The 23064-nt window shown below is 65.2% G+C and carries 21 protein-coding genes; 15 read left to right on the plus strand and 6 right to left on the minus strand.

The features are described 5' to 3' along the window. Window positions 1-80: 80 nt before the first annotated feature. Both HG262_RS07830 and HG262_RS07835 read right to left on the minus strand, forming a co-directional pair. Window positions 81-1070, minus strand: a complete 990-nt coding sequence (locus HG262_RS07830; protein ID WP_006227552.1) for a quinone oxidoreductase — start codon at window positions 1068-1070, stop codon at window positions 81-83. Between the two features lie 52 nt (window positions 1071-1122). Next, entirely contained in the window at window positions 1123-2103 is a 981-nt protein-coding gene (locus HG262_RS07835) for a DMT family transporter (protein WP_169270471.1), read from the minus strand. 73 nt (window positions 2104-2176) lie between these two features. Here HG262_RS07835 and HG262_RS07840 point away from each other — a divergent pair, with 73 nt between their 5' ends. The 5 genes from HG262_RS07840 (at window position 2177) to HG262_RS07860 (ending at window position 8018) form a co-directional block, all read left to right on the plus strand. Further along, window positions 2177-3067, plus strand: a complete 891-nt coding sequence (locus tag HG262_RS07840) for a DMT family transporter (RefSeq protein ID WP_169270472.1) — start codon at window positions 2177-2179, stop codon at window positions 3065-3067. Window positions 3068-3098: 31 nt separating this feature from the next. Next, on the plus strand, window positions 3099-3605 hold the full coding sequence (locus tag HG262_RS07845) for a MarR family transcriptional regulator (RefSeq protein ID WP_169270473.1): 507 nt from the start codon (window positions 3099-3101) through the stop codon (window positions 3603-3605). A gap of 108 nt (window positions 3606-3713) precedes the next feature. Then, the gene (locus HG262_RS07850) at window positions 3714-5186 is read left to right on the plus strand and encodes an efflux transporter outer membrane subunit (protein WP_248293279.1); all 1473 of its coding nucleotides are present in this window, start codon (window positions 3714-3716) and stop codon (window positions 5184-5186) included. A gap of 22 nt (window positions 5187-5208) precedes the next feature. Further along, complete coding sequence (locus HG262_RS07855) at window positions 5209-6402, plus strand: efflux RND transporter periplasmic adaptor subunit (RefSeq protein ID WP_169270474.1); 1194 nt, start codon at window positions 5209-5211, stop codon at window positions 6400-6402. Beyond that, window positions 6399-8018: a DHA2 family efflux MFS transporter permease subunit gene (locus tag HG262_RS07860; protein ID WP_248293280.1), complete on the plus strand. Its 1620-nt coding sequence runs from the start codon at window positions 6399-6401 to the stop codon at window positions 8016-8018. The genes HG262_RS07855 and HG262_RS07860 overlap by 4 nt, the downstream gene beginning before the upstream one ends. Window positions 8019-8062: 44 nt before the next feature. On the opposite strand, the gene HG262_RS07865 is transcribed toward HG262_RS07860, so the two are convergent. From HG262_RS07865 to HG262_RS07875, 3 genes are all read right to left on the minus strand, one after another. Further along, the gene (locus tag HG262_RS07865) at window positions 8063-9049 is read right to left on the minus strand and encodes a hypothetical protein (RefSeq protein ID WP_169270475.1); all 987 of its coding nucleotides are present in this window, start codon (window positions 9047-9049) and stop codon (window positions 8063-8065) included. A gap of 35 nt (window positions 9050-9084) precedes the next feature. Continuing rightward, on the minus strand, window positions 9085-10152 hold the full coding sequence (locus HG262_RS07870) for a tartrate dehydrogenase (protein WP_169270476.1): 1068 nt from the start codon (window positions 10150-10152) through the stop codon (window positions 9085-9087). A 120-nt stretch (window positions 10153-10272) separates the two neighbouring features. Next, window positions 10273-11799 (minus strand): helicase HerA-like C-terminal domain-containing protein, encoded by a 1527-nt coding sequence (locus tag HG262_RS07875; protein WP_169270477.1) that lies wholly within the window; start codon window positions 11797-11799, stop codon window positions 10273-10275. A gap of 161 nt (window positions 11800-11960) precedes the next feature. Between HG262_RS07875 and HG262_RS07880 the strand changes: the two genes are divergently transcribed. From HG262_RS07880 to HG262_RS07910, 7 genes are all read left to right on the plus strand, one after another. After that, window positions 11961-12692 carry a YebC/PmpR family DNA-binding transcriptional regulator gene (locus HG262_RS07880; protein ID WP_169270478.1) on the plus strand — a complete coding sequence of 244 codons (732 nt, stop codon included), beginning with the start codon at window positions 11961-11963 and terminating at the stop codon, window positions 12690-12692. Window positions 12693-12762: 70 nt separating this feature from the next. Continuing rightward, window positions 12763-14070, plus strand: coding sequence for a phosphoribosylamine--glycine ligase (gene purD / locus HG262_RS07885; RefSeq protein ID WP_169270479.1), 1308 nt, complete (start codon window positions 12763-12765; stop codon window positions 14068-14070). A 14-nt stretch (window positions 14071-14084) separates the two neighbouring features. Beyond that, window positions 14085-14996: an oxygen-dependent coproporphyrinogen oxidase gene (gene hemF, locus HG262_RS07890; protein ID WP_169270480.1), complete on the plus strand. Its 912-nt coding sequence runs from the start codon at window positions 14085-14087 to the stop codon at window positions 14994-14996. Next, window positions 14993-15580, plus strand: coding sequence for a nicotinate (nicotinamide) nucleotide adenylyltransferase (nadD, locus tag HG262_RS07895; protein ID WP_169270481.1), 588 nt, complete (start codon window positions 14993-14995; stop codon window positions 15578-15580). Before hemF ends, nadD begins: the two co-directional genes overlap by 4 nt. 74 nt (window positions 15581-15654) lie before the next feature. After that, window positions 15655-16059, plus strand: a complete 405-nt coding sequence (rsfS, locus tag HG262_RS07900) for a ribosome silencing factor (protein WP_105560033.1) — start codon at window positions 15655-15657, stop codon at window positions 16057-16059. A 9-nt stretch (window positions 16060-16068) separates the two neighbouring features. Further along, the gene (gene rlmH / locus HG262_RS07905; RefSeq protein ID WP_050449060.1) at window positions 16069-16539 is read left to right on the plus strand and encodes a 23S rRNA (pseudouridine(1915)-N(3))-methyltransferase RlmH; all 471 of its coding nucleotides are present in this window, start codon (window positions 16069-16071) and stop codon (window positions 16537-16539) included. A 34-nt stretch (window positions 16540-16573) separates the two neighbouring features. After that, window positions 16574-17197, plus strand: coding sequence for a nucleoside triphosphate pyrophosphatase (locus HG262_RS07910; protein WP_169270482.1), 624 nt, complete (start codon window positions 16574-16576; stop codon window positions 17195-17197). Window positions 17198-17281: 84 nt separating this feature from the next. Here HG262_RS07910 and HG262_RS07915 read toward each other — a convergent pair whose 3' ends face one another. Continuing rightward, window positions 17282-18628: a dicarboxylate/amino acid:cation symporter gene (locus tag HG262_RS07915; RefSeq protein WP_169270483.1), complete on the minus strand. Its 1347-nt coding sequence runs from the start codon at window positions 18626-18628 to the stop codon at window positions 17282-17284. Between the two features lie 403 nt (window positions 18629-19031). On the opposite strand from HG262_RS07915, the gene HG262_RS07920 reads away from it, so the two are divergent. The 3 genes from HG262_RS07920 (at window position 19032) to rimJ (ending at window position 22990) form a co-directional block, all read left to right on the plus strand. Next, on the plus strand, window positions 19032-20891 hold the full coding sequence (locus HG262_RS07920; RefSeq protein WP_169270484.1) for an ATP-binding protein: 1860 nt from the start codon (window positions 19032-19034) through the stop codon (window positions 20889-20891). Window positions 20892-21061: 170 nt separating this feature from the next. Further along, window positions 21062-22348, plus strand: a complete 1287-nt coding sequence (locus tag HG262_RS07925; RefSeq protein WP_248293284.1) for a sigma-54 dependent transcriptional regulator — start codon at window positions 21062-21064, stop codon at window positions 22346-22348. Window positions 22349-22381: 33 nt separating this feature from the next. Further along, window positions 22382-22990, plus strand: a complete 609-nt coding sequence (gene rimJ, locus HG262_RS07930; RefSeq protein WP_348984372.1) for a ribosomal protein S5-alanine N-acetyltransferase — start codon at window positions 22382-22384, stop codon at window positions 22988-22990. Window positions 22991-23064: the final 74 nt, after the last annotated feature.

Genomic DNA, 23064 nt, shown 5'->3' on the forward strand with positions numbered 1-23064 from the left:
AGGCCAGGCCAACCGCGCTTGGCGGTCCGGCCTGGCCCGTTACAGGCTCGTCAGGGAGCCCGCGCGGCGGATATCGCCGATCAGTCCAGCATCAGCACCGTGGCGCCGGTGGTCTTGCGCGAGGCCAGCGCGGTCTGCGCTTCGCCCACTTGCTCCAGGCTGTAGCGCTGGTCGATACGGACCTTGATCTTCTTCTTCAGCACCAGGTCGAACACTTCTTCCGACGCGGCCTGCAGCTTTTCCAACGTATTCACATGCACGCCCAGGGACGGGCGCGTGACGTACAGGCTGCCCTTCTGATTCAGCACGGCCAGGTTGACGCCAGCGACGGGGCCGGACGCGTTGCCGAAGCTGACCATCAGGCCGCGCGGTTCGATGCAGTCCAGCGAGGTCTCCCACGTGTCCTTGCCCACGCCGTCATACACCACCGGCACCTTCTTGCCGCCGGTCAGTTCCAGCACGCGCTCCGCAACATTCTCGCGCGAGTAGTCGATGGTTTCCCACGCGCCATTGGCGCGGGCCAGCTCCGCCTTTTCCGGGCTGGAGACCGTGCCGATCAGCTTCACGCCCAGAGCCTTGGCCCACTGGCAGGCGATCAGGCCCACGCCGCCGGCGGCCGCGTGGAACAGGATGGTTTCGCCGCCTTGCAGGCGATAGGTCTGGCGGAACAGGTATTGCACCGTCAGGCCCTTGAGCATCAGCGCGGCGGCTTCGTCGAAACCGATGCCCTTGGGCACCTTGACGACCTGGTTGGCAGGCACGTTGCGCGCCTTGGCGTAGGCGCCGATGGGGCTTTGGCCGTAGGCGACCCGGTCGCCCTTTTTCAGGTGCTTGACGTCTGCGCCCACCGCGGTAACCACGCCGGCGGCTTCGAAGCCCAGGCCGTGCGGCAGCGGATGCGGGTACAAGCCCGTGCGGAAATAGATATCGATGAAGTTCAGGCCGGCGGCGTGTTGTTCAATCGTGACTTCATTGGCGGCGGGCGGCAGGACTTCCACCTCGACCAGCTTCAGGACTTCAGGACCACCGTGCTGCTCGATACGAATTGCCTTGACGAGATTGCTGGCCATGCGGGCCTCCTTTCATTGGAAATATTTGGGGTGTAACCGGGAAAACCAGACTTCAGCGCGGCGGGCGGGCCTCGCGCGGCGTGGCGGACGCCTGCTTGCCGACGCCGACGCCCATCAGGGCGAACACGCCGGCCAGTACCAACGCGGTCCCCGCCATCTGCCAAACGGTAATAGGCTCGTTCAGGAACCACGACGCCAGGAACAGCACCGACACCGGCCCCACCATGCCCAGCAGCGACGCCGTGGGCGCGCCAATCAGCGACACCGCCCACATCAGCATGAAGACCGGCACCACCGTGTTCAGCGTGGCATGGATCACGGAATACCCGTAAACCCCGGCCGGTTGAATCAGCATCGACGGCGGATGAATCACGAAAAACTGGATGATGCAGGCCACGCACGACACCAGCATGGCATAGGCCACCAGGCGCGTCGGCCCGACCCGCTTGATCAGTTCGCCAGAACAAATCAGGTACACAGAATAGCTTGCCGCCGAGCCAAAAACGAACAAAGACCCTAACAGCACCTCGCCGCCGCCGCCGAAGGACAAGTCATGGGCAAACACCAGCACCACGCCCAGATAGGACAAGACCATGGCCAGCCATTGCCGGCGCTCGACCGGGCGCTTGAACCAGAACGCCGACAGCAGCACGACAAGCGAGGGCGACAGGAAGAGGATCAGGCGTTCCAGGCTGGCCGTGATGTAGCGCAGCCCCAGAAAATCCAGGAAGCTGGACAGGTAATAGCCCAGCAGCCCCAACACGATGACCTGCGCGCGTTCCTTGCCCGTCATCACCACGATTTCGCCGCGGGCGGCGCGCCGCGACTGATGCCAGGCGACCGCCGCGAAGAACGGCATGGCAAATAGCATGCGGAAAGCGATGAGCGTGACCGCATCGATACCGTAGCGGTACGTGAATTTGACGACGATCGCCTTGGCTGAAAACAGCACCGCGCCAAGCGTCGCCATGAGGATTCCGGCCGCACGGCCGGACAGGTAGGAAGGCGGCAAAAACTTGGCAAGACGATTCATGCGATGATTTTAGATTCAGTGCAAAGCGATTTGCACGTCCATCGCAGCTTTTTGGCATCAAATTCCCCATCGCATGACCCGACAACGCGCTCTGACCCACATCCACATCGCCGCCGTGCTGTTCGGCCTGACCGGCGTTTTCGGGGAACTGATCCAGGCCAGCGCCGCCGTCATCACGCTGGGGCGGGCGGTCTTCGCCGTGATTTCACTGGGCGTGTTCGCCCGCATGCGGCGCAAGCCCCTGCTGGGCGTGCTGACCCCCGCCCAGTTGTTCGTGCTGGTGATCGCCGGCGCGCTGCTGGCCGCCCACTGGGTCACGTTCTTCATCTCGGTCAAGGTGGGCGGCATCGCCATCGCCACGCTGGGCTTTGCCAGTTTCCCCGCCTTCATCACGCTGTTCGAAGGCCTGATCTTCCGGGAACGCATCCGGGCGGCCGAGTGGATGCTGCTGGGACTGGTCACCGCCGGCCTGGTCCTGGTTACCCCGTCGTTCGACTTCGCGGACCAGGGCACGATCGGCCTGGCATGGGGGCTGCTGTCGGGCCTGACCTTCGCCCTGCTGGCGCTGAGCAATCGGCGTTCGGCCTCGGGCATGGACCCGATGCAGGTGGCGTGCTGGCAAAACGTGGTGGTGGCGCTGGTCATGGTGCCGTTCGCCGTGGGCCAGTTGCCCGCGTTGCCTGCCGTGGACTGGCTCTGGCTGGCCTTGCTGGGCGTGTTCTGCACGGGACTGTCGCATTACCTGTTCGTCTCGAGCCTGACCCGCCTGAACGCGCGCAGCGCCGGGCTGGTCATCGCCCTGGAACCCGTCTACGCCATCGCCTTCGCCTGGGCCTTGTTCAGCCAGGAGCCCACGCCGCGCATGATGGCGGGCGCTGCCTTGATCGTGGCCGCCATTGTCTGGTCCGGGCTGCGCAAGAGCGCGACGGTGGACGCCGCTCCGCCCCCTGAAACACAGCATTGACAATAACTGACTAGGCAGTAAAATTCGGCACATGAATGCCGAAACTTCCCCGCCGTCGCCCGATACCCCTGTCCACTACCGCAGCGACAACCGCTGCATGGCGGAAGACAACGCCGGCTACCTGATCAAGCTTGCCTATCATTCGCTGACCCGGATGCTGGACCAGGAAATGGCCCCGCTGGGCCTGACCGCCATGCAATGGCGCCCGTTGGCCATGGTCTTCCTGGGCCGCGCCGACACCCCCGCCGAGCTGGCGCGACTGAACGACATGGATACCGGCGCCATGACCCGCGCGCTGGACCGCCTGGAGGCCAAAGGCCTGCTGCGCCGTACGCGCAGCCAGACGGACCGCCGCGTCGTGAAGATCGAACTGACGGAACTGGGCGAATCCAAGGCCCGTGAAATCCCGCCGAACATCGCCCGGTCGCTGAACCACCACCTGCGCGGCTTTTCCGCCGACGAAGTCACCCAGCTGATGCACTTCATGCGCCGCATGATCGCCAACGGCTCCGCGTCCAGCGCCGCCCCCGAACGCTGACGGTGCTCTCCCCGCTACGCAGACGCCCCACAGACCTGGGGCTTTATTTGGCATAATATTTGCCTAGGCAAATACAGATTAATCAATTACTTTCAGCAAACAGTCAGGATGAAACGCCTTCTTTCTACCGTATTGGTGCTGGCCCTGAGCGGTTGCGCACTGATGGAACCCGGGCCCGAGCCCGTTGCGGCGCTGGATGCGGCCAAACTGGGACTGACCAGCGGTCAAGAAACGGCCTGGCCCAACACGCAATGGTGGCAACGCTACGGCGACAGCCAACTCAACGCGCTGATGGACGAGGCCTTGGCCAACAGCCCGTCGATGAGCGCCGCCCAAGCCCGGCTGGCCAAGGCCAACGCCGCCGTCAGCACCGCCCGCGCCCCGCTGTTGCCGCGCGTGGACGCCGATTATTCGCTGACCCGGGAACACCTTTCTTCGGACTACATCTACCCGGCCCCGCTGGGCGGCTCGGTTGTCAGCGACAACCGGCTGGCGCTGGATTTCAGCTATGAGCTGGATTTCTGGGGCAAGAACCGGTCCCGCCTGAAGTCGGCCGTGTCCGAACGCGAAGCCGCAGTCGCCGACACGCAGGCGGCCCGCAACATGTTGGCCAGCGCCACGGTCCGCGCCTACCTGAATCTGCAGAACGCCTTCGCGCAGCGCGACGTGCTCAAGCGCGTGATCGCGCAACGCGCCGACGTGCTGTCGCTAACGCAGGGACGCTACAGCGCCGGCCTGGACACCCAGGTCGAGGTGAAGCAGGCGGAATCGTCGCTAGCCGCGGGCCAGGTGGAATTGACGCAGACCGAGACGACGCTGGCGCAACTGCGCAATCAGGTCGCCGCGCTGACCGGTGCCGGCCCGCAACGCGGCCAATCGCTGGTCGCCGTGGACTTGACCGCCCCGGCGGGCGTCGTGCCGGCCCAGATCCCGCTGGATCTGCTGGGCCACCGCCCCGACGTCGTCGCGTCCCGCTGGCGCGCAGAGGCCGCCCGCAGCGCCATCGATACCGCAAAGGCCGAGTTCTACCCCAACGTCAACCTGACCGCATTTGCCGGCTTCCAGGCCTTGGGCACCGGCAACCTGCTGGGCGCCGCCGCCCGCACCGCCGGCTTCGGCCCCGCCATCACGCTGCCTATCTTCCATGGCGGCGAACTGAACGCCAATCTGGCCGGCCGCCGCGCCGACGCGGATCTGGCCGTGTCGGACTACAACCAGTCGGTGCTGGACGCGGTGCATCAAGTGGCGGACGCGCTGGACGGTTTGCGGCTGCTGGATCAGGAACGGGCCCAGCAGCGCCAGGCCCGCGAAGCGATTGAAGCGGCCTACGACCTGGCGGTGAACCGCTACAAAGCCGGCCTGGGCAACTACATCACCGTGCTCATCGCGCAGACCGGCGTGCTGACCCAGGCCCGCCTGGACACCGACCTGCGCATCCGCGCCTATCAGCTGGATGCCAATCTGGCCAATGCGCTGGGTGGCGGCTACGCCCCTGGGACCGAACCCGGGTCTGCGCCCGGGCCCAAGTCGGCCTCTGCGCCCGAAGCGCCGTCCGCCCCCGCCACGAACCCCATTCATTGAACGATCCCCGGATTCAGACGTCATGAACGCTGCCACCCCCACGACCAATCCCGCCCGTAAACGCCTGCTGCTGCTGGCCACCGGCGCCTTCATTCTTGTCGCCATCGCCTACGGCATCTGGTGGGCCTTGTTCGGCGCTCACTTCGAAAGCACCGATGACGCCTATGTGCACGGCAACCTGGTGCAGATCACGCCGCAAGTGCCCGGCACGGTCATCGCCATCGAAGCCGACGACACCGAAACCGTCGCGGCCGGCCAGCCGCTGGTGCGGCTGGACCCGGCCGACACCGACGTGGCGCTGCAACAGGCCCAGGCCAAACTGGCACAGATGGTGCGTCAGGTCCGCACCTACTATGTCCAGAACGATGCATTGGCCGCCGACGTCGATCTGCGTAACGCCGACATCATGCGCGCCCAGGCCGAACTGACCCGCGCGCAAAGCGACGTCAGCCGCCGCCAGCAACTGGCCAAGTCTGGCGGCGTCAGCGGCGAAGAAATCCTGCACGCCGAAGCCGCGCTGAAGTCCGCCCAATCCGGCCTGGCGCAAGCCCGCGCCTCGTTGGCCGCCTCGCGCGCCAAGCTGGCCACCAACCAGGCCCTGACGCAGGGCACGACCGTCGCCAACCATCCCGACGTGCTGCAAGCCGCGGCCGGCCTGCGCAATGCCTGGCTGGCGCAATCCCGCACGGTGCTGCCGGCGCCTGTCAGCGGCGTCATCGCCCGCCGCAGCGCGCAAGTCGGCCAGCGCGTCGCCCCCGGCAATGCGCTGATGACGGTGGTTCCGCTGGATCAGGTCTGGGTGGAAGCCAACTTCAAGGAAGGCCAGTTGCGCAAGATGCGCATCGGCCAGCCCGTCAAGATGGTGGCCGACTTGTACGGCAGCGCGGTGACCTATCACGGCAAGATCTCGGGCCTGGACGCCGGCACCGGCAGCGCCTTCGCCCTGCTGCCGGCGCAGAACGCCACCGGCAACTGGATCAAGGTGGTGCAGCGCGTGCCCGTGCGCATCACCCTGGACCCTGAAGACCTGAAGTCGCACCCCTTGCGTGTCGGCCTGTCCATGGACGTGGAAGTCGATGTGGGCAAGCAGGAAGGCGAACCGCTGACGCAGGTTTCCCGCAAGGAACCAGTCTGGTCCACCCGCGCCTTCGAACCCGCGCATGATGAAGTCGACACCATGATCACCAAAATCATCCAGGACAACCTGGCATCATGAGCACGACCGCCCAGCCCGCGGGCGCTGGCGCGCCCGACGTGCCGCCGGTCCTGCCGGCAGGCACCTACCCGCCGCTGGAAGGCGCGACCCGCATCATCGGGTCCATCGCGCTGTCCACCGCGGTGTTCATGAACGTGCTGGATACGTCGATCGCGAACGTGTCCATTCCCACCATCTCGGGCGACCTGGGCGTGAGTTCCAGCCAGGGCACCTGGGTGATCACGTCGTTCGCCGTCGCCAACGCCATCACCGTGCCGCTGACCGGCTGGCTGACACAGCGCTTCGGCCAGGTCCGGCTATTCCTGATTTCGACGCTGCTATTCGTGCTGGCCTCATGGCTGTGCGGTTTTTCGCCGTCCCTGGAAGCGCTGATCGCCTTCCGCGTGCTGCAAGGCGCGGTGGCGGGCCCCATGATCCCGCTGTCGCAGACGCTGATGCTGGCCAGCTTCCCCAAGTCCAAAGCGGGTATGGCGTTAGCGGTCTGGTCCATGACCACGCTGGTCGCGCCCGTTGCAGGGCCCTTGCTGGGCGGCTGGATCTCCGACAACTACACGTGGCCGTGGATCTTCTACATCAACGTGCCGGTCGGCCTGCTGGCCGCCTGGATCAGTTGGCGCATCTACGGCAACCGCGAGTCGCTGACGCGCAAGCTTCCCATCGACAAGCTGGGCCTGGTGCTGCTGGTCGTCTGGGTTGGCGCCTTGCAAATCATGCTGGACAAAGGCAAGGAACTGGACTGGTTCGCCAGCCCCACCATCATCGCGCTGGCCGCGACCGCCTTCGTCGCCTTCGTCTTCTTCCTGATCTGGGAGCTGACCGACGCCCACCCCGTCGTGGACCTGCGCCTGTTCAAGATCCGCAACTTCACCGTCGGCGCATTGACGCTGGCGGTGGCGTATGGCGTCTTCTTCGGCAACGTCGTTCTGCTGCCTCTGTGGCTGCAAAGCAATATGGGCTATACCGCGACCTACGCGGGCCTGGTGACGGCCCCCGTCGGTTTGCTGGCCATCCTGTTGACGCCGCTGGTGGGCAAGATGCTGGCGACCCGCGATCCGCGCCAGATCGTGACGGTGGCGTTCCTGATCTTCGCGCTGGTCTGCTTCATGCGCTCGGGCTTCAATACCCAGACTGACGTGCGCACCCTGATGCTCCCGACCATCATCCAGGGCGCGGCGATGGCGGCGTTCTTCGTACCGCTGACCTCCATCACGCTATCCAGCATTGAACCGTGGCGCATCCCCGCCGCCTCAGGGCTGTCGAATTTCCTGCGCCTGACCGCTGGCGCGTTCGGGACGTCGATCGCCACGACCCTGTGGGAAAACCGCGCCACGATGCATCATTCGCAGCTGACGGAAATCGCCAAACCCGGCCAGCAGGCTTTCGATCAGACATTGAACACGTTGCAGAACGGGATGGGCATGTCGCATCAGCAGGCCTTGACCATGGTGGACGGCTTGATCAACGCGCAAGCGTTCACCATGTCGGCAGTCGACGTGTTCTATGCCTCGGCCATCATTTTCCTGCTGCTGACGGGGCTAGTCTGGTTCGCCCGCCCCCGCTCTGCCAAGGCCGGCGGCGGCGGCGGCGCGGCGGAAGCGGCGGCCGGCGCACACTGACGCCGGCAACGCCACCTGTCGCCACCCAAAAAAAGGGCGCCTCATCATGAGGCGCCCTTTTGCATGGCCGGTTCGTCCTTCAACAAGACCTGCCAATCCTTGCGCTCGATGATATCGGCCGACAACGCGCTGACCGGAGACAGGTTGAACACCGACACGCCGCGGGCCCGCCACTGCTCCGACGCGAACCGGAACGACGGTTCGATCAGATTGGCGAACTTGCGCGCCAGACGGCTGGACTGGGGCTTGCCGCCTTCGTCATAGAAACGCAGGCCGTGCTGCAAGGTCAGGTCCAGGCCATGCACATATACCTGACGGGCGCCGCTGGACACCAGCACCTGAAGCGCCGCATAGGCCACCGTGTCGGCATCAAACACCCCCAGCGAGGCATCGAAGCTGTAACCCAGGCCCTGCTTGGCATCCAGCAACTGCACATCGGGCGTTGCCGCCGCGATCCGCTTGAGCATCGCGGGCGCGGCGCTGCGCTGGTAGGCGCGCTCGGAGATCAGCTCAATGATGCAGATCCGGCAACGAATCTCGTCTTGCGGGATGCCTTGCATGATGTAGCGCAGCACTTCGGGGAATACGTACAGCGTCAGGTCGCGCCCCACGATTTCGCGGACCAGTTCAATCCGGTCCCGCACGAAGTTCTGATCGATGATGCAGTAGTACTTGAAAGGCAGATCGAACTTGCGCGCCAGCGCGATCGCGCCGTTGACGCCCATTGCGACGCGGATGTCCAACTGGTCGTAGGGAATCTGAGCAACCGACGGGCCGCTCAGGATCAGATGCACCGTTTGGTCGGCAGGGTCGTACCCCTGCGACAGCGGCGTAATGGGAAGCGACCGGCCAAAGGCGCGGAACCCGCAAATCACCCCCGACCGGTCCCGCCAGATCCGCACGAACGGCCACAGATGCTGGTTGTGCCGTTGCGTGCGCGAACGCAGCAGGCGAAACAGCTTGCGCACGAAGCGGTCCGCCCGCCCGCCGCCGACAGGCTGGACGGGCAAGGGGGAGATTGAGTTGTCCATCGACGAGCCTGGCCAGCCGTATCCGCGGAACGCGCTTATCCGGCGGAAATCAGCGACGCGATCGCGTCACCGACTTCGACGGTCGAAGCACTGCCCTTCATGTCCCGGGTGCGCGGGCCGTCGGCCAACACCGATTCGATCGCCTTCACCACGGCGGCCGACGCCTCGGGATATCCCAGGAAATCAAGCATCAATGCGCCGCTCCAGATCTGCCCGATCGGGTTGGCGATGCCCTTACCGTAGATGTCGGGGGCCGAGCCGTGCACCGGCTCGAACAGCGACGGGAACTTGCGCTCCGGATTCAGGTTCGCCGACGGGGCGATGCCGATCGTTCCGGTGCACGCCGGCCCCAGGTCGGAAAGGATGTCGCCAAACAGGTTGGAGGCCACCACCACATCGAACCAATCAGGATGCTGCACGAAATGCGCGCACAAGATATCAATATGGTATTTGTCCCAGCGCACGTCCGGATAGTTCGCGGCCATGTCGGCCACGCGCTCGTCCCACCACGGCATCGAAATCGAAATGCCGTTGGACTTGGTGGCGGCGGTCAGGTGCTTGCCGCGCTTCTGGGCCAGCTCGAACGCAAATTTCAGGACGCGGTCGGCGCCGATACGCGTGAACACGCTTTCCTGGATGACCACTTCGCGCTCGGTGCCCTCGAACAGGCGGCCGCCGCTATTGGAATATTCGCCTTCCGTGTTTTCGCGGACGATGAAGAAATCGATGTCGCCCGGCTTGCGGTCCGCCAGCGGGGACGGCACGCCGGGCATCAGGCGCACCGGACGCAAATTGATGTACTGGTCGAATTCGCGGCGGAACTTGAACAACGACCCCCAGAGGGCCTCGTGGTCCGGCACCGTGGCGGGCCAACCGATCGAGCCAAAGAAGATCGCTTCGTGCTGGCCGATCTGCGCCTTCCAGTCGTCCGGCATCATCTTGCCGTGCTTGGCGTAGTAGTCGCAGCTCCAGTCGAAATGGTCCCACTGGAAATCGATGCCGAAGCGCGCCGCGACGGCGTCCAGCACTTTCAACCCTTCAGGTACGACTTCCTTGCCGATCCCGTCTCCTGGAATTACCGCAATCTTGTGTTTCTTAGCCACCACGTTTCCTTAGTTTTCCTTTGATAGACCGCCCAGAATCATAGGCACAAACGGGCGCGCCGCAACACCCCCCGTTACAAAACGATGGAGTTGCATTTTTCGAATTGCAACGCAGCCCTGTCAGCGCCGGCTCTTGGATCCCAGCAGCGACCCCAATATGCCCCGAGTCAGCTCCCGGGCGATCGAACGGACCGTGCTTTTGGCCATGGTCTGGACAACGCCGTCGCGCTTGCCCCCCCGCGGACCGGTGGATCCGAAGAGAACATCGTTCAGGCTGTCCATCAAGCCGCCCCCTGACGCCTCGGCGGGCGGTTCGGCGGCCCCCGGCTTGGCCGGGGCGCCCTGGGTCTGCACGGCGTCCGCCGGCGTCGCGGCGCGGCCCGCCAGGACTTCATAGGCAGACTCCCGGTCGATGGCCTTTTCGTACTTGGCCGCCATCGGGCTGCCCTGGCGCAGCGCCTGGCGCTCGCCATCCGTCGCCGGACCGATCCGGCTGGCCGGCGGCACGATGAAGGCGCGCTCGGTCGGCATGGGCCGGCCCTTGGCGTCCAGCAACGACACCAGGGCCTCGCCGACGCCCAGTTCGGTGATGGCCGCCTCGATATCCAGCCCCGGATTGGGGCGCATCGTCTGCGCCGCCGTCTTGACGGCCTTCTGGTCGCGCGGCGTGAAGGCCCGCAGGGCATGCTGAACGCGGTTGCCCAACTGCCCCAGCACCGTATCGGGAATGTCCAACGGATTCTGCGTCACGAAGTAGACACCCACACCCTTGGACCGGACCAGGCGCACGACCTGCTCGATCTTGTTCAGCAGCGCCGGCGGCGCGTCGTTGAACAGCAAGTGCGCCTCGTCGAAGAAGAACACCAGCTTGGGCTGGTCCATGTCGCCCACTTCGGGAAGTTTTTCGTACAGGTCAGCCAGCAGCCACAGCAGGAAAATGGCGTATAGGCGCGGCGCCTGCATCAGTTTGTCGGCGGCCAGCACGTTGACCATGCCGCGCCCCTGGGCGTCCGTGCGCATCAGATCGGCGACATCCAGCATGGGTTCGCCGAAGAATTTCTCGGCGCCCTGGGACTCCAGCGCCAACAGGCCGCGCTGGATCGCCCCGACGCTGGCCGACGACACGTTGCCGTAGCGGGTCTTTAGCTCAGCCGAGCGGTCGGCCACGTTCTGGAGCATCGCCCGCAGGTCTTTCAAGTCCAGCAGCAACTGGCCTTCATCGTCGGCGACCTTGAATACCAGGGTCAGCACCCCTTCCTGCGTGTCGTTCAATTCCAGGATGCGCGACAGCAGCAGCGGCCCCATGTCGGTGATGGTGGCCCGCACGGGCAACCCTTGCTCGCCGAACACGTCCCACAGCGTGACCGGGCTGGCGGCCCAGGCGGGCTCGGCCAGCCCCAGGCTCTTCAGGCGCTCCGCCAGCTTGGGGCTGGCCGCGCCCGCCTGGGAAATACCGGTCAGGTCACCCTTGACGTCGGCCATGAAGACCGGGGTGCCGATGCGGGAGAACGATTCGGCCAGCACCTGCAGCGTGACGGTCTTGCCCGTGCCGGTGGCGCCGGTAATGCATCCATGCCGGTTGGCCAGGGCGGGTAACAGCGCCAACTCGGCCTGTGCGTTTTTGGCAATGACGATGGGGTTGGGCATGTGCAGCGCTCCGGGCCAGGGAATCAGTAGGATGCCCAAGTGTAGAGCCTGCCGCCCGGCTTGTGCGCGTGGCAATAAGGACACAGGCGCGCGCCTCCCGGGCGCGCGGACCGCCGGCACGGTAAAATGCCTCTTTTGCAGACAATTTCTCCTGGGAAGCCATGGCCGGACACAGCAAATGGGCCAATATTCAGCACCGTAAAGGGCGTCAAGACGCCAAGCGCGGCAAGCTGTGGACCAAGATCATTCGTGAAATCACCGTGGCGGCGCGCGCCGGCGGCCCCGACCCGGACAGCAACCCGCGCTTGCGCATGGCCTGGGACAAGGCGACCGACGCCAACATGCCCAAGGACAACATCCAGCGCGCCATCCAGCGTGGCGCCGGCGGCGCCGACGGCGACGCCTACGAGGAAGTCCGCTACGAAGGCTACGGTATCGGCGGCGCGGCCGTCATCGTCGATTGCATGACCGACAACCGCACCCGCACCGTGGCGGAAGTCCGCCACGCCTTCGCCAAGAACGGCGGCAACCTGGGCCAGGAAGGCTCGGTGGCCTTCATGTTCAAGCACTGCGGCCAATTCGTGTTCGCCCCCGGCACGCCGGAAGACAAGGTCATGGAAGCCGCGCTGGAAGCAGGCGCCGAAGATGTCCTGACCGACGAGGAAGGCGTGATCGAGGTCGTTTGCGCGCCGGCCGACTACGCCGCCGTCCGCCGCGCTTTCGACGACGCCGGCCTGAAGGCCGAAGTCGACGGCATCGTCATGAAGGCCCTGAACGAGACCGAACTGGCTGGCGAAGACGCCATCAAGATGCAGAAACTGCTCGACGCCCTGGAAGGCCTGGACGACGTGCAGGAAGTCTATACGACCGTCATTTTCGACGAAGCGCAGTAAATCCCCCCTGTTGACGCCCGTGCGGCCCATGCCGCCCGGGCGCCAGTGGCAACCTTCAGACTCACGCAACATGAAACTCCTGGTTATTGGCTCGGGCGGCCGCGAACATGCCCTCGCCTGGCGGCTGGCCCGCTCCCCGCGCGTACACAAGGTGTATGTCGCTCCGGGCAACGGCGGCACGCAACGGGCCGAGCAGATGGAAAACATCGCGCTCACCAATGCCGAGGAATTGGCTGATTTCGTCCAACGCGAGGGTATCGCCCTGACGGTCGTCGGCCCGGAAGCGCCGCTGGCCGCAGGCGTCGTGGACGTGTTCCGTGCCCGTGGCCTGAAGATCTTCGGCCCCACCAAGGCCGCCGCGCAGCTGGAAAGCTCGAAGGACTACGCCAAGGCCTTCATGGTCCGGCACAACATCCCGACCGCCCGCTACGAGACCTTCACCGATCCGGCCCTGGCCCACGCCTATATCGATAAGGAAGGCGCCCCGATCGTGATCAAGGCCGACGGCCTGGCCGCTGGCAAGGGCGTCGTGGTCGCCGCCACGCTGGAAGAGGCCCACGCCGCCGTCGACGCCATGCTGGGCGACGGCTCCATGGGCGCCGCCGGCGCCCGCGTCGTCATCGAAGAATGCCTGGTGGGCGAAGAAGCCAGCTTCATCGTCATGTGCGACGGCCGCAACGTGCTGGCGTTGGCCACCAGCCAGGACCACAAGCGCCTGCAGGACGGCGACCAGGGCCCCAACACGGGCGGCATGGGCGCCTACTCGCCCGCCCCGGTGGTCACGCCCGAGCTCCATCACCGCATCATGCGCGAAATCATCCTGCCGACCGTGCAGGGCATGACGCGCGACGGCATCCCCTATACGGGCTTCCTGTACGCCGGCCTGATGATCGCCCCCGGCGATGATCCCGACCGCGCCATCAAGACGCTGGAATTCAACTGCCGCATGGGCGATCCGGAAACGCAGCCCATCATGATGCGCGTCAAGAGCGACCTGCTGGACGCCCTTGAGCACGCCGTGGAAGGCACACTGAACCAGGCCGACATCGTCTGGGACCGCCGCACGGCGCTTGGCGTGGTGCTGGCTTCGCACAACTACCCCAACACCCCGCGCACCGGCGACGTGATCCGCGGCCTGCCCGCCGACGCCGAAGACTGCATGGTCTTCCATGCCGCCACCGAACTCGACGGCGACGAAACCAAGACCACCGGCGGCCGCGTGCTCTGCGTGACGGCCCTGGGCGACTCGGTCAAGATGGCGCGCGACCGCGTATACGAAGCCATCGACGGCATCCATTTCGATGGTCGCCAGTACCGCAGCGACATCGGCTGGCGTGCGTTGAAACCGTCCCAGCAAAAACCCAAGCCCCAAGCCTGAACGGAAAGCGATAGATGAACGCCTTGCCCGTCGCCACCGTGCGCGACTACTTCACCGGCTTGCAGGCCCGCATCGTAGGTGCCCTGGAAGCGGCGGAAGGCGGCGCCTTCCGGGCCGATGAATGGGTCCGGCCCGAGGGCGGCGGCGGCCTGTCGCGCCTGCTTGAAGGCGGCAAGCTGTTCGAGCGGGCGGGCGTGCTGTTCAGCCACGTCAAGGGCACGAAGCTGCCCCCGTCCGCCAGCGCCCACCGCCCCGAGCTCGCCGGGCGCGGCTGGGAAGCCATGGGCGTGTCGATGGTGCTGCACCCGCGCAACCCCTACGTGCCCACCACGCACATGAACGTGCGCATGTTCATGGCGGCGGCCCGCCCCGGACACGCCGAATCCGACGTGTTCTGGTTCGGCGGCGGTATCGACCTGACCCCTTATTACCCCTTCGAAGAAGACGCCCGGCACTTCCACACGGTGTGCCGGGACGCGCTGGCGGCACATGGCGCCGAGTACTATCCGCGCTACAAGCGCTGGTGCGACGAATACTTCTTCTTGAAGCACCGCAATGAAACGCGTGGCATCGGCGGCATTTTCTTCGACGATCTGAACGCCCCCGGATTCGACGCCTCGTTCGCCCTGACCCGCTCGGTCGGCGACGCGTTCCTGCCCAGCTACCTGCCCATCGTCGAACGCCGCCGCGGGCTGGCCTACACCGAGCGTGAGCGCGACTTCCAGGCCTACCGCCGTGGCCGCTACGTCGAGTTCAATCTGGTCTTCGACCGCGGCACGCTATTCGGGCTGCAGTCGGGCGGCCGCACGGAATCGATCCTGCTGTCCATGCCCCCCATGGCGCAGTGGCGCTACGATTGGCAGCCGGAAGCGGGCACCCCGGAAGCCGGGCTCGCCGCCTACCTGACGCCACGGGACTGGATTTGAAGCGCATCGGCCTCCTGGGCGGCAGTTTCGACCCTGTCCACGTCGCGCACCTCGCATTGGCGCAGAATGCCCTGCGGACCCTGGACCTGGCAGCCGTCGAGCTGATCCCTGCCGCCAATCCCTGGCAACGCGCGGCCTTGCACGCCACCGGCGAACAACGCTGCGCCATGCTTGAACTGGCCATCGTCGGCCATGACGGCCTGGTCGTCAATCCGATCGAAATCGAACGCGGCGGCGCCACTTACACTATCGACACCCTGCGCGCCCTGCCCCAGGACGCACGCTATGTCTGGTTGCTGGGCGCCGACCAATTGGCCAATTTCTGCACTTGGCGCAACTGGCGCGACATCGCCAGCCTGGTGGACCTGGCGGTGGCGACTCGCCCCGGCACCCCGCTGGCGCCCCCGGCAGAACTTGCCACCTGGCTGGGCGAACACGGGCACTGCCTGGAAGAACTGCCCTTTGCCCCCATGGCGGTGTCCGCCTCCGAGATCCGCCGGCGCCTGGCCGCCGGCGAATCCACCGATGGCCTGCTGCCCCCCGCTGTTGCCGCTTATATTGCGGCGCACCAGCTTTACCGATAAACCCACACCCGCCTGGCGCCCAAAGCGCCACGGAGCCGGCATCCGCCGTCCGTCCGCGGGTTATATTTGCAGCTATGGATATAACGAAACTCCAACGCGCCGTCATCGATGCCCTCGAAGACGTCAAGGCGCAAGACATCAAGGTCTACAACACCACGCATCTGACGAGCCTGTTCGATCGCGTCGTGATTGCAAGCGCCACCTCCAACCGCCAGACCCGCGCCCTCGCCTCCAGCGTGGCCGACAGCGGCCGCGCGCTGAGCTTGTCCGGCATCACCATCGAAGGCGAGGACACCGGTGAATGGGTCGTCGTCGACTTGGGCGACGTCGTCGTGCACATCATGCAGCCCGCCATCCGCCAGTACTACAACCTGGAAGAAATCTGGGGCGGCAAGCCGGTGCGCGTGAAGCTCCTGCCCGAATCCACCCGCGCGGCGCCTATTCCCACCGACAGCGGCTACGACGACGCCGAAAGCTGAGTCCCTGCCGTGAAACTGATCGTTGCGGCCGTGGGCACGCGGATGCCGGACTGGGTGGAGACCGCCTGGGCCGACTACGCCAAACGCCTTCCAGCCGATTGCGCGCTGGAACTGCGCGAGATCAAGCCCGAACCCCGCACCACCGGCAAAACGCCGGCGCAGATGATGGCAGCGGAAGCCAAGCGCATCGAAGCCGCGTTGCCCGCCGGCGCATTGCGCCTGGCGCTGGACGAGCGCGGCCGCGACCTCACCACGATGGCCTTGTCGCAAAAGCTGGAACAATGGCGGGCGGGCGGACAAGACGTCGCCTTCCTCGTCGGCGGCCCGGACGGCCTGGATGCCGACCTGAAAGCCTCGTGCAGCGGGCAACTGCGCCTGTCCTCCCTGACATTGCCGCACCCCATGGTGCGCGTGGTGCTGGCCGAGCAGCTCTACCGGGCCTGGGCCATCATGACCAATCACCCCTATCACCGCGCCTGACCGCCTGCCGGGGCGGCGCTCATCCTGTTCCCGCATGCCCCAGACAACCGACTCCGATTCCCACGCCCGTCTCTATCTTGCCTCGGCCAGCCCCAGGCGGCGCGAATTGCTGACGCAGATCGGCCTGACCCACGAGGTCCTGCGGGTGCCTGCGCCGCCTGGCGAAGACGAGCCCCAGCATCCCGGCGAAAGCGCCGCCGACTACGTCCGGCGCACCGCTCGCGACAAAGCCTTGCGCGGACGCGACTGGATGCACAGCCAGGCCTTGCCGCCCTTACCCCTATTGGCGGCGGACACCACCGTCATCCTGGATGGCGTGGTGCTGGGCAAGCCGGCCGACCGCGATGACGCCATCCGCATCCTGCGCGCCCTGTCCGGGGCCGCGCATGAAGTGCACACCGCCGTCGCCGTCTGGACGGGCGGCCAGTTGCTGGAAGCCGTTTCTGTCACGCAAGTCCACATGCGCGAACTGGACGACGACGAAATCGGCCGCTACTGCGACAGCGGCGAACCCTTCGGCAAGGCTGGTGCCTATGGCATCCAGGGGTTGGCCGGCACCTTCATCGCGCATATCTCCGGCAGCTATACCGGTGTAATGGGCTTGCCGCTGTTCGAAACATCCGAGTTGTTGCGCGCCGCGGGCATCCCGCTGCCCTGAGCCGCCCTCCCTTTTCCGACAAAAAAAATCCCCCGCAGCCATCCGGCTCCGGGGGATTTGTCGTTGCGGGATGGTCCCCGCGACTCAGGCCGTATGGCTCAGCGGCGTTTGGGGCACGGCGGCCGCAGTAGCATCGGGCAGCGCCGGCGCGTGGCCATCAAGCGCCGCGTGCAATTGCTCCTGATCCAATTCGCCTTCCCAGCGGGCGACCACGACGGCGGCGGTCGCGTTGCCGACCAGGTTCGTCAGCGCCCGGCATTCCGACATGAAGCGGTCCACGCCCAGGATCAGTGTCATGCCGGCGATCGGCACGGACGGCACGACAGACAAGGTCGCGGCCAGGGTGATGAAACCCGCACCCGTGACACCGGCAGCGCCCTTGGAGCTGAGCATCGCAACGGCCAGCAACAGGATCTGATCGGGCAGCGACAGCGGGATATCGCAAGCTTGCGCGATGAACAGCGCAGCCATCGTCATGTAGATGTTGGTGCCGTCCAGATTGAACGAATATCCCGTGGGCACCACCAGCCCGACCACCGACTTTGAACACCCCGCGCGTTCCATCTTCTGCATCAAGGTGGGCAGCGCGGCTTCAGACGAGCTGGTGCCCAGCACCAGCAGCAGTTCTTCGCGGATGTAGCGCACCAGTTTCAGGATCGAAAAGCCGTTGTAGCGGGCGACCAGCCCCAACACCACCACCACGAAAAGCACCGACGTGGCGTAGAACGTGCCAACCAGCATCGCCAGGTTCACCACCGACTTGATCCCGTACTTGCCAATGGTGAACGCCATCGCGCCAAATGCGCCGATCGGGGCCGCCTTCATCAAGATCGCAACCAGCTTGAAGATCGGCTGGGCCAGCGCCGTCATGAAGTTCAGGATAGGCTTGCCGCGCTCGCCGACCATCGCCAATGCAATGCCGAACAGCACCGCCACGAACAGGACCTGAAGGATGTCCCCGCCCACGAACGGGCTGAAGATCGTCGTCGGGATGATGTTCATCAGGAAGCCGGTGATGGTCGAATCGTGGGCTTTCGCCACGTAGGTCGCCACCGCCTTTTGATCCAGCGTGCTGGGGTCAATATGCATCCCTGCGCCCGGCTGGACCAGATGGCTGACCAGCATGCCCACGATCAGGGCCAGCGTCGAGAAGATCAGGAAATACAGCATGGCCTTGCCCGCCACGCGACCCACCTTCTTCAGGTCGCTCATGGCGGCGATGCCGGATGCCACGGTCAGGAAGATCACCGGGGCGATGATCATCTTCACCAGCTTGATGAAGGCGTCGCCCAGCGGCTGCATCTGCTGGCCGAGTTCAGGCTTGAACGCGCCCAGCAAAACACCCACCACAATGGCGAAAACCACCTGGACATACAGGATTTGATAGAACTTGAGCTTGCGCGCAGGCGCGCCGTGATCCACGTCGATCATTGGGTTTGTCCCCACCAATGCCCCTTGCCCCGGGCGCTTGAGCGCGGCGGGCGACGGAGCGTTATCTGTTTTGTGGCATTGCGTTATCGCCGCAAGCCCATTTCACCGGACGGTCGATGCCCGGCTTACCCCCGTATATGCAAGAGCCGTGCCAGGGACACAATTGGCTTGGCTGCGCGGCCAAGCTGTTGATATATCGCTATTTCCCTCATCGGTCGCCGTTCTCGCATGCGGCATTCGGGCGGAAAATCACACAGAAACCGGATAGAATGTGCGGAAAACCGCACACGCCATGCCTGCCCCCGCCTCCTCCTCATCGCCCTCCCGCCCTCGCTGGGATTCCGTCGGCCTGCCGCCGCACCGACGGCCGCCGGCAACCGGGTCGTGGCTGGGACGGACGGCCATGATCCTGATGGCCGTCGGCCTTGTGTTCGGCGTGCTGCACGTCGCCACGCAATGGGCACGCGACGATGCGGTCAAGGCGGCGGCGGCGCAGGCGCGTGCTGCCGGCCAGATCAATGCCGCGTTGCTGCGCAACAACCTCGACAAATTCCGGGCGCTGCCTTTCGTGTTGACGCGGGACGTCGACGTACGGGCAGCCTTGCAGGGCGCATCCGGCGGGCAGATCGAGTCGCTGGACGAAAAGCTCGATACGCTGAGCCGCGGCGTCGGCGCCTCCGCCATCTACTTGCTTGACAAGAAAGGCCTGGCCATCGCCGCCAGCAACTGGCGCGAACCCGCGACCTTCGTCGGCGTCGACTACCAGTTCCGGCCTTACTTTCAAGGCTCTGTCGCCCGCGGTTTCGCCGAACACTTCGCTTTGGGCACGGTCAGCCACGAAGCCGGCCTGTACCTGTCGCGGCGGATCGACGACGCGAACGGCGCCTTGCTCGGCGTGATCGTGCTGAAGGTGGATTTCCGCGACCTGGAGGCCGACTGGCGCCAGTCCAGCGCGCCGATTTTCGTGACCGACGAACACGGCGTGGTGCTGCTGGGCAGCATTCCGGACTGGCGCTTCGATGTCCTGGCGCCGCTCGCGCCCGACTTAGCGCAGAGCTTACGCACCAGCTTGCAATTCGGCGACGCCCAATTCCGGCCGTTGCCCCTGTCCCCGCCTCTCGCGCCGGTCAGCACAGGCGACCTGGTGCGCACCGACGACGACCTGCCGCCGTTGCCCAAGGGCGCACCGCTGTTGCACACGACGCTGCCGATTGTGGAATCACCCGGTTGGACATTGCACCTGTTGTCGCCCGTGCAAACAGCGATGAACCAGGCCAGCGCCAACGCCCAATTGGGTGCCCTGCTGGCCCTGAGCCTGCTGGCCGCAGCGCTCGGCATCCTACTGGTCAGGCGCCAACGCCATCGCGAGCGCGCCGAACAGCATGCGGCCGTCCAGGCGCAGTTGGCGGCGCTGGTAGACGAGCGCACGGCCCAATTGCTGGACGTAAACGAGCAACTGACGGACGAAATGGACGAACGCCAGCGCACTGAAGCCAGGCTGCACACCATGCAGGATGAACTCGTGCAAGCCAGCAAATTGGCCCTGCTGGGCCAAGTCGCCGCCGGTGTCGCGCACGAAATCAATCAACCGGTCGCCGCCATCCGCGCCTATGCGGACAACGCGTCCGAATTCCTTCGGCGCCAAGACACCGGTTCGGTACAGGAGAACCTTGTCACCATCTCCACGTTGACCGAACGCATCGGGCACATCACCGGCGAGCTGCGCGCCTTTTCGCGCAAGGCCGGCGCCTCGGTTGGCCCTACCCGGCTGACGGAAGCGCTGGACGGCGCGCTGTTGCTGGTCGGCCCGCGCGCGCGCCGTCAAGGCGTCACCCTTCAACGCCCGCCAGAGGGCCAAGACTTCCTGGTCCGCGCCAACCGCGTCAGGTTGGAGCAGGTGCTTGTCAACCTGCTTCAGAATGCCCTGGAAGCGCTGGAAGGACGGCCCGACGGCCGCGTCATTGTCGCCCTTCAAGACCTGGGCGCAACCGTGCAAGTCCACGTCAGCGACAACGGCCCCGGCCTGTCGCCGAACGCCCGGGCTCGCCTTTTCACGCCGTTCCATACCAGCAAACCGGAAGGCCTGGGTCTGGGGCTCGTCATTTGCCGCGACATCGTCAACGAATTCGGCGGCGAGTTGCGTGCGGCGCACCCCAATGATCCCGGGTTCCCCAATCCGCACGGTCCTCAACAGGGGGCCATGTTCACTCTGACGCTGCAGAAGGCAGCCCCCGGAACACCGCTTCCGGCCTTCACGCCATGACCCGCGCCCCTGACTCCCCTTCTTCCGCCTCCCCTTCTTCCGCCTCCGCTTCGGCCGCCACTTCCGCGCCCGGCTCGGCATCGGCGGAGGATCGGCTACGCCCGCCTGCTCTTGCCCATGTCGTCTTCATCGACGACGACGAAGATCTCCGGCGAGCAAACGTCCAGACCTTGAAGCTGCATGGCATGACGGTAGATGCTCACGGATCCGCCCGCGCCGCGCTGTCCCATCTGAACCGGGATTTCGACGGCGTGGTCGTGACGGACATCCGCATGCCCGATATCGATGGCCTGCAGCTATTCCATCGCTTGCGCGATATCGACCCCGAACTCCCGGTCATCCTCATTACCGGCCACGGCGATATCGCCACCGCGGTGCAGTGCATGCGCGACGGTGCCTACGATTTCCTGGCCAAGCCCTATCCCCCCGATCGGCTCCTTACCGCGGTCACCCACGCCGCCGAAAAACGGAGGCTGATCCTCGAAAACCGGCGTCTGCGCGACGCCGCGTTTGCAGTGGATGCCGACGAGGTGCCTTTCATCGGTGCCACGCCCGCCATGCAACGCATCAAGCAGACGCTGCGGCATATTGCGGATGCGGATGTCGACGTGCTGGTCGAAGGCGAGACAGGCACCGGCAAGGAGGTCGTGGCCACCGCGCTCCATCGCCTCAGCCGCCGCCGGCATCGCGCGCTCGTCGCCATCAACTGCGGTGCCTTGCCCGAAAGCGTCATCGAAAGCGAGTTATTCGGGCATGAGCCCGGCGCCTTCACCGGTGCCCAGAAAAAGCGCATTGGGCGCATCGAACATGCCAGCGGCGGCACGTTGTTCCTGGACGAAATCGAAAGCATGCCCTTGGCCGTGCAGGTCAAGCTGCTGCGTGTGCTCGAATCCCGCCAGATCACCCCCCTGGGCAGCAATGATGTCCGCAATCTGGATCTACGTGTCGTAGCGGCCACCAAGGAAGACCTGGGCAGTCCCGCCATCCGGGCCAAATTCCGCGAAGACCTGTTCTACCGGCTCAATGTCGTCACGATCCGCATTCCGCCCCTGCGTGAACGCCGGGACGACATTCCCCTGCTCTTCGCCCACTATCTTGGCCACGCATCGCGCCGCTTTAACCGCGATATTCCGGACATGCCCGCCTCGATCCAGCACTACGTCATGACGCACGATTGGCCAGGCAATGTGCGGGAACTCGCCCATTTCGCTGAACGTGTGGTCCTGGGTGTGTTGAGCAGCCCCTCTTTGGAAGCGCAACCCGCACACGATATCCCGCAAAGCCTTCCGGAACGGATGGAGCGCTTCGAAGCGCAGCTCATCCGCGATGCGCTTTCCACGCACCAAGGCGACATCAAAGCCACGCTGGAGTCGTTGGGCATTCCCCGCAAGACGTTCTATGACAAGCTTCAGCGCCACGGCATCGATCGCCAGCACTACTTGCGCAACCCGGGTTGAACCGGTCTGTACGCGCCCAACTGGAAAGGCATCGTGATCCCCCTCTCCCCCTCATTCCCCGCCGCGCTCATCACGCCGAAACCGCGCTTTCCCCCCATCGTGCCTATCACGGCAAGGCTACGCCTGGTATCCGCGGCGGTGTCTCATGCCGCCAGCGTTCGGGCCTATCTGCTGGAAAATCAGAACTATCTGCAACCCTGGGAACCACTGCGCCACGCAGCCTTCTTTGAACCCTATGCCGTCGCTGAACGGCTGCAAGGAATGGCCCAACGGAACGCGAATGGCGAGGCCCTTCACTTGCTGTTGTTCGGCCGGGAAAGCGATGAACTCATTGGCGTCTGTAACTTCACCAATATCGTCCGAGGCGCGTTCCAGGCCTGTCACTTGGGATACTCGATTGCCGAACGCAGCCAAGGGCAGGGCTTGATGCATGAGGGTTTGACAGCCGCAATCGCGCACGTCTTCCAGAATATGAAGCTGCACCGGATCATGGCCAATTACCGTCCGGAAAATATGCGCAGCGCCCGCTTGCTGTCCCGCCTGGGCTTCCAGCGCGAAGGAGAAGCGCAGTCATATCTGCAAATCAATGGGGCCTGGTGCGATCACGTCCTGACGGCGCTGATAAATCCCGCCGAACGTTAGCCGCAAACGCCTTGTTCCAATGCAAAACCCCCTCGCGGCGCCAGCCGCGAGGGGGTTTCTTTAATTCAAATCCG

Source organism: Achromobacter sp. Bel (assembly GCF_012928505.1).
Taxonomy (GTDB): Bacteria; Pseudomonadota; Gammaproteobacteria; order Burkholderiales; family Burkholderiaceae_B; genus Achromobacter.

Bases quoted from the DNA above. Each gene is read 5' to 3' on its own strand.
- purD (WP_169270479.1), top strand. From the start codon at position 12,763: ATGAAACTCCTGGTTATTGGCTCGGGCGGCCGCGAACATGCCCTCGCC.
- HG262_RS07910 (WP_169270482.1), top strand. From the start codon at position 16,574: ATGCCCCAGACAACCGACTCCGATTCCCACGCCCGTCTCTATCTTGCC.
- HG262_RS07920 (WP_169270484.1), top strand. From the start codon at position 19,032: ATGATCCTGATGGCCGTCGGCCTTGTGTTCGGCGTGCTGCACGTCGCC.
- HG262_RS07835 (WP_169270471.1), bottom strand. From the start codon at position 2,103: ATGAATCGTCTTGCCAAGTTTTTGCCGCCTTCCTACCTGTCCGGCCGT.
- HG262_RS07830 (WP_006227552.1), bottom strand. From the start codon at position 1,070: ATGGCCAGCAATCTCGTCAAGGCAATTCGTATCGAGCAGCACGGTGGT.
- hemF (WP_169270480.1), top strand. From the start codon at position 14,085: ATGAACGCCTTGCCCGTCGCCACCGTGCGCGACTACTTCACCGGCTTG.
- HG262_RS07850 (WP_248293279.1), top strand. From the start codon at position 3,714: ATGAAACGCCTTCTTTCTACCGTATTGGTGCTGGCCCTGAGCGGTTGC.
- HG262_RS07845 (WP_169270473.1), top strand. From the start codon at position 3,099: ATGAATGCCGAAACTTCCCCGCCGTCGCCCGATACCCCTGTCCACTAC.
- HG262_RS07860 (WP_248293280.1), top strand. From the start codon at position 6,399: ATGAGCACGACCGCCCAGCCCGCGGGCGCTGGCGCGCCCGACGTGCCG.
- rsfS (WP_105560033.1), top strand. From the start codon at position 15,655: ATGGATATAACGAAACTCCAACGCGCCGTCATCGATGCCCTCGAAGAC.
- HG262_RS07915 (WP_169270483.1), bottom strand. From the start codon at position 18,628: ATGATCGACGTGGATCACGGCGCGCCTGCGCGCAAGCTCAAGTTCTAT.
- HG262_RS07880 (WP_169270478.1), top strand. From the start codon at position 11,961: ATGGCCGGACACAGCAAATGGGCCAATATTCAGCACCGTAAAGGGCGT.
- HG262_RS07855 (WP_169270474.1), top strand. From the start codon at position 5,209: ATGAACGCTGCCACCCCCACGACCAATCCCGCCCGTAAACGCCTGCTG.
- HG262_RS07875 (WP_169270477.1), bottom strand. From the start codon at position 11,799: ATGCCCAACCCCATCGTCATTGCCAAAAACGCACAGGCCGAGTTGGCG.
- HG262_RS07865 (WP_169270475.1), bottom strand. From the start codon at position 9,049: ATGGACAACTCAATCTCCCCCTTGCCCGTCCAGCCTGTCGGCGGCGGG.
- HG262_RS07840 (WP_169270472.1), top strand. From the start codon at position 2,177: ATGACCCGACAACGCGCTCTGACCCACATCCACATCGCCGCCGTGCTG.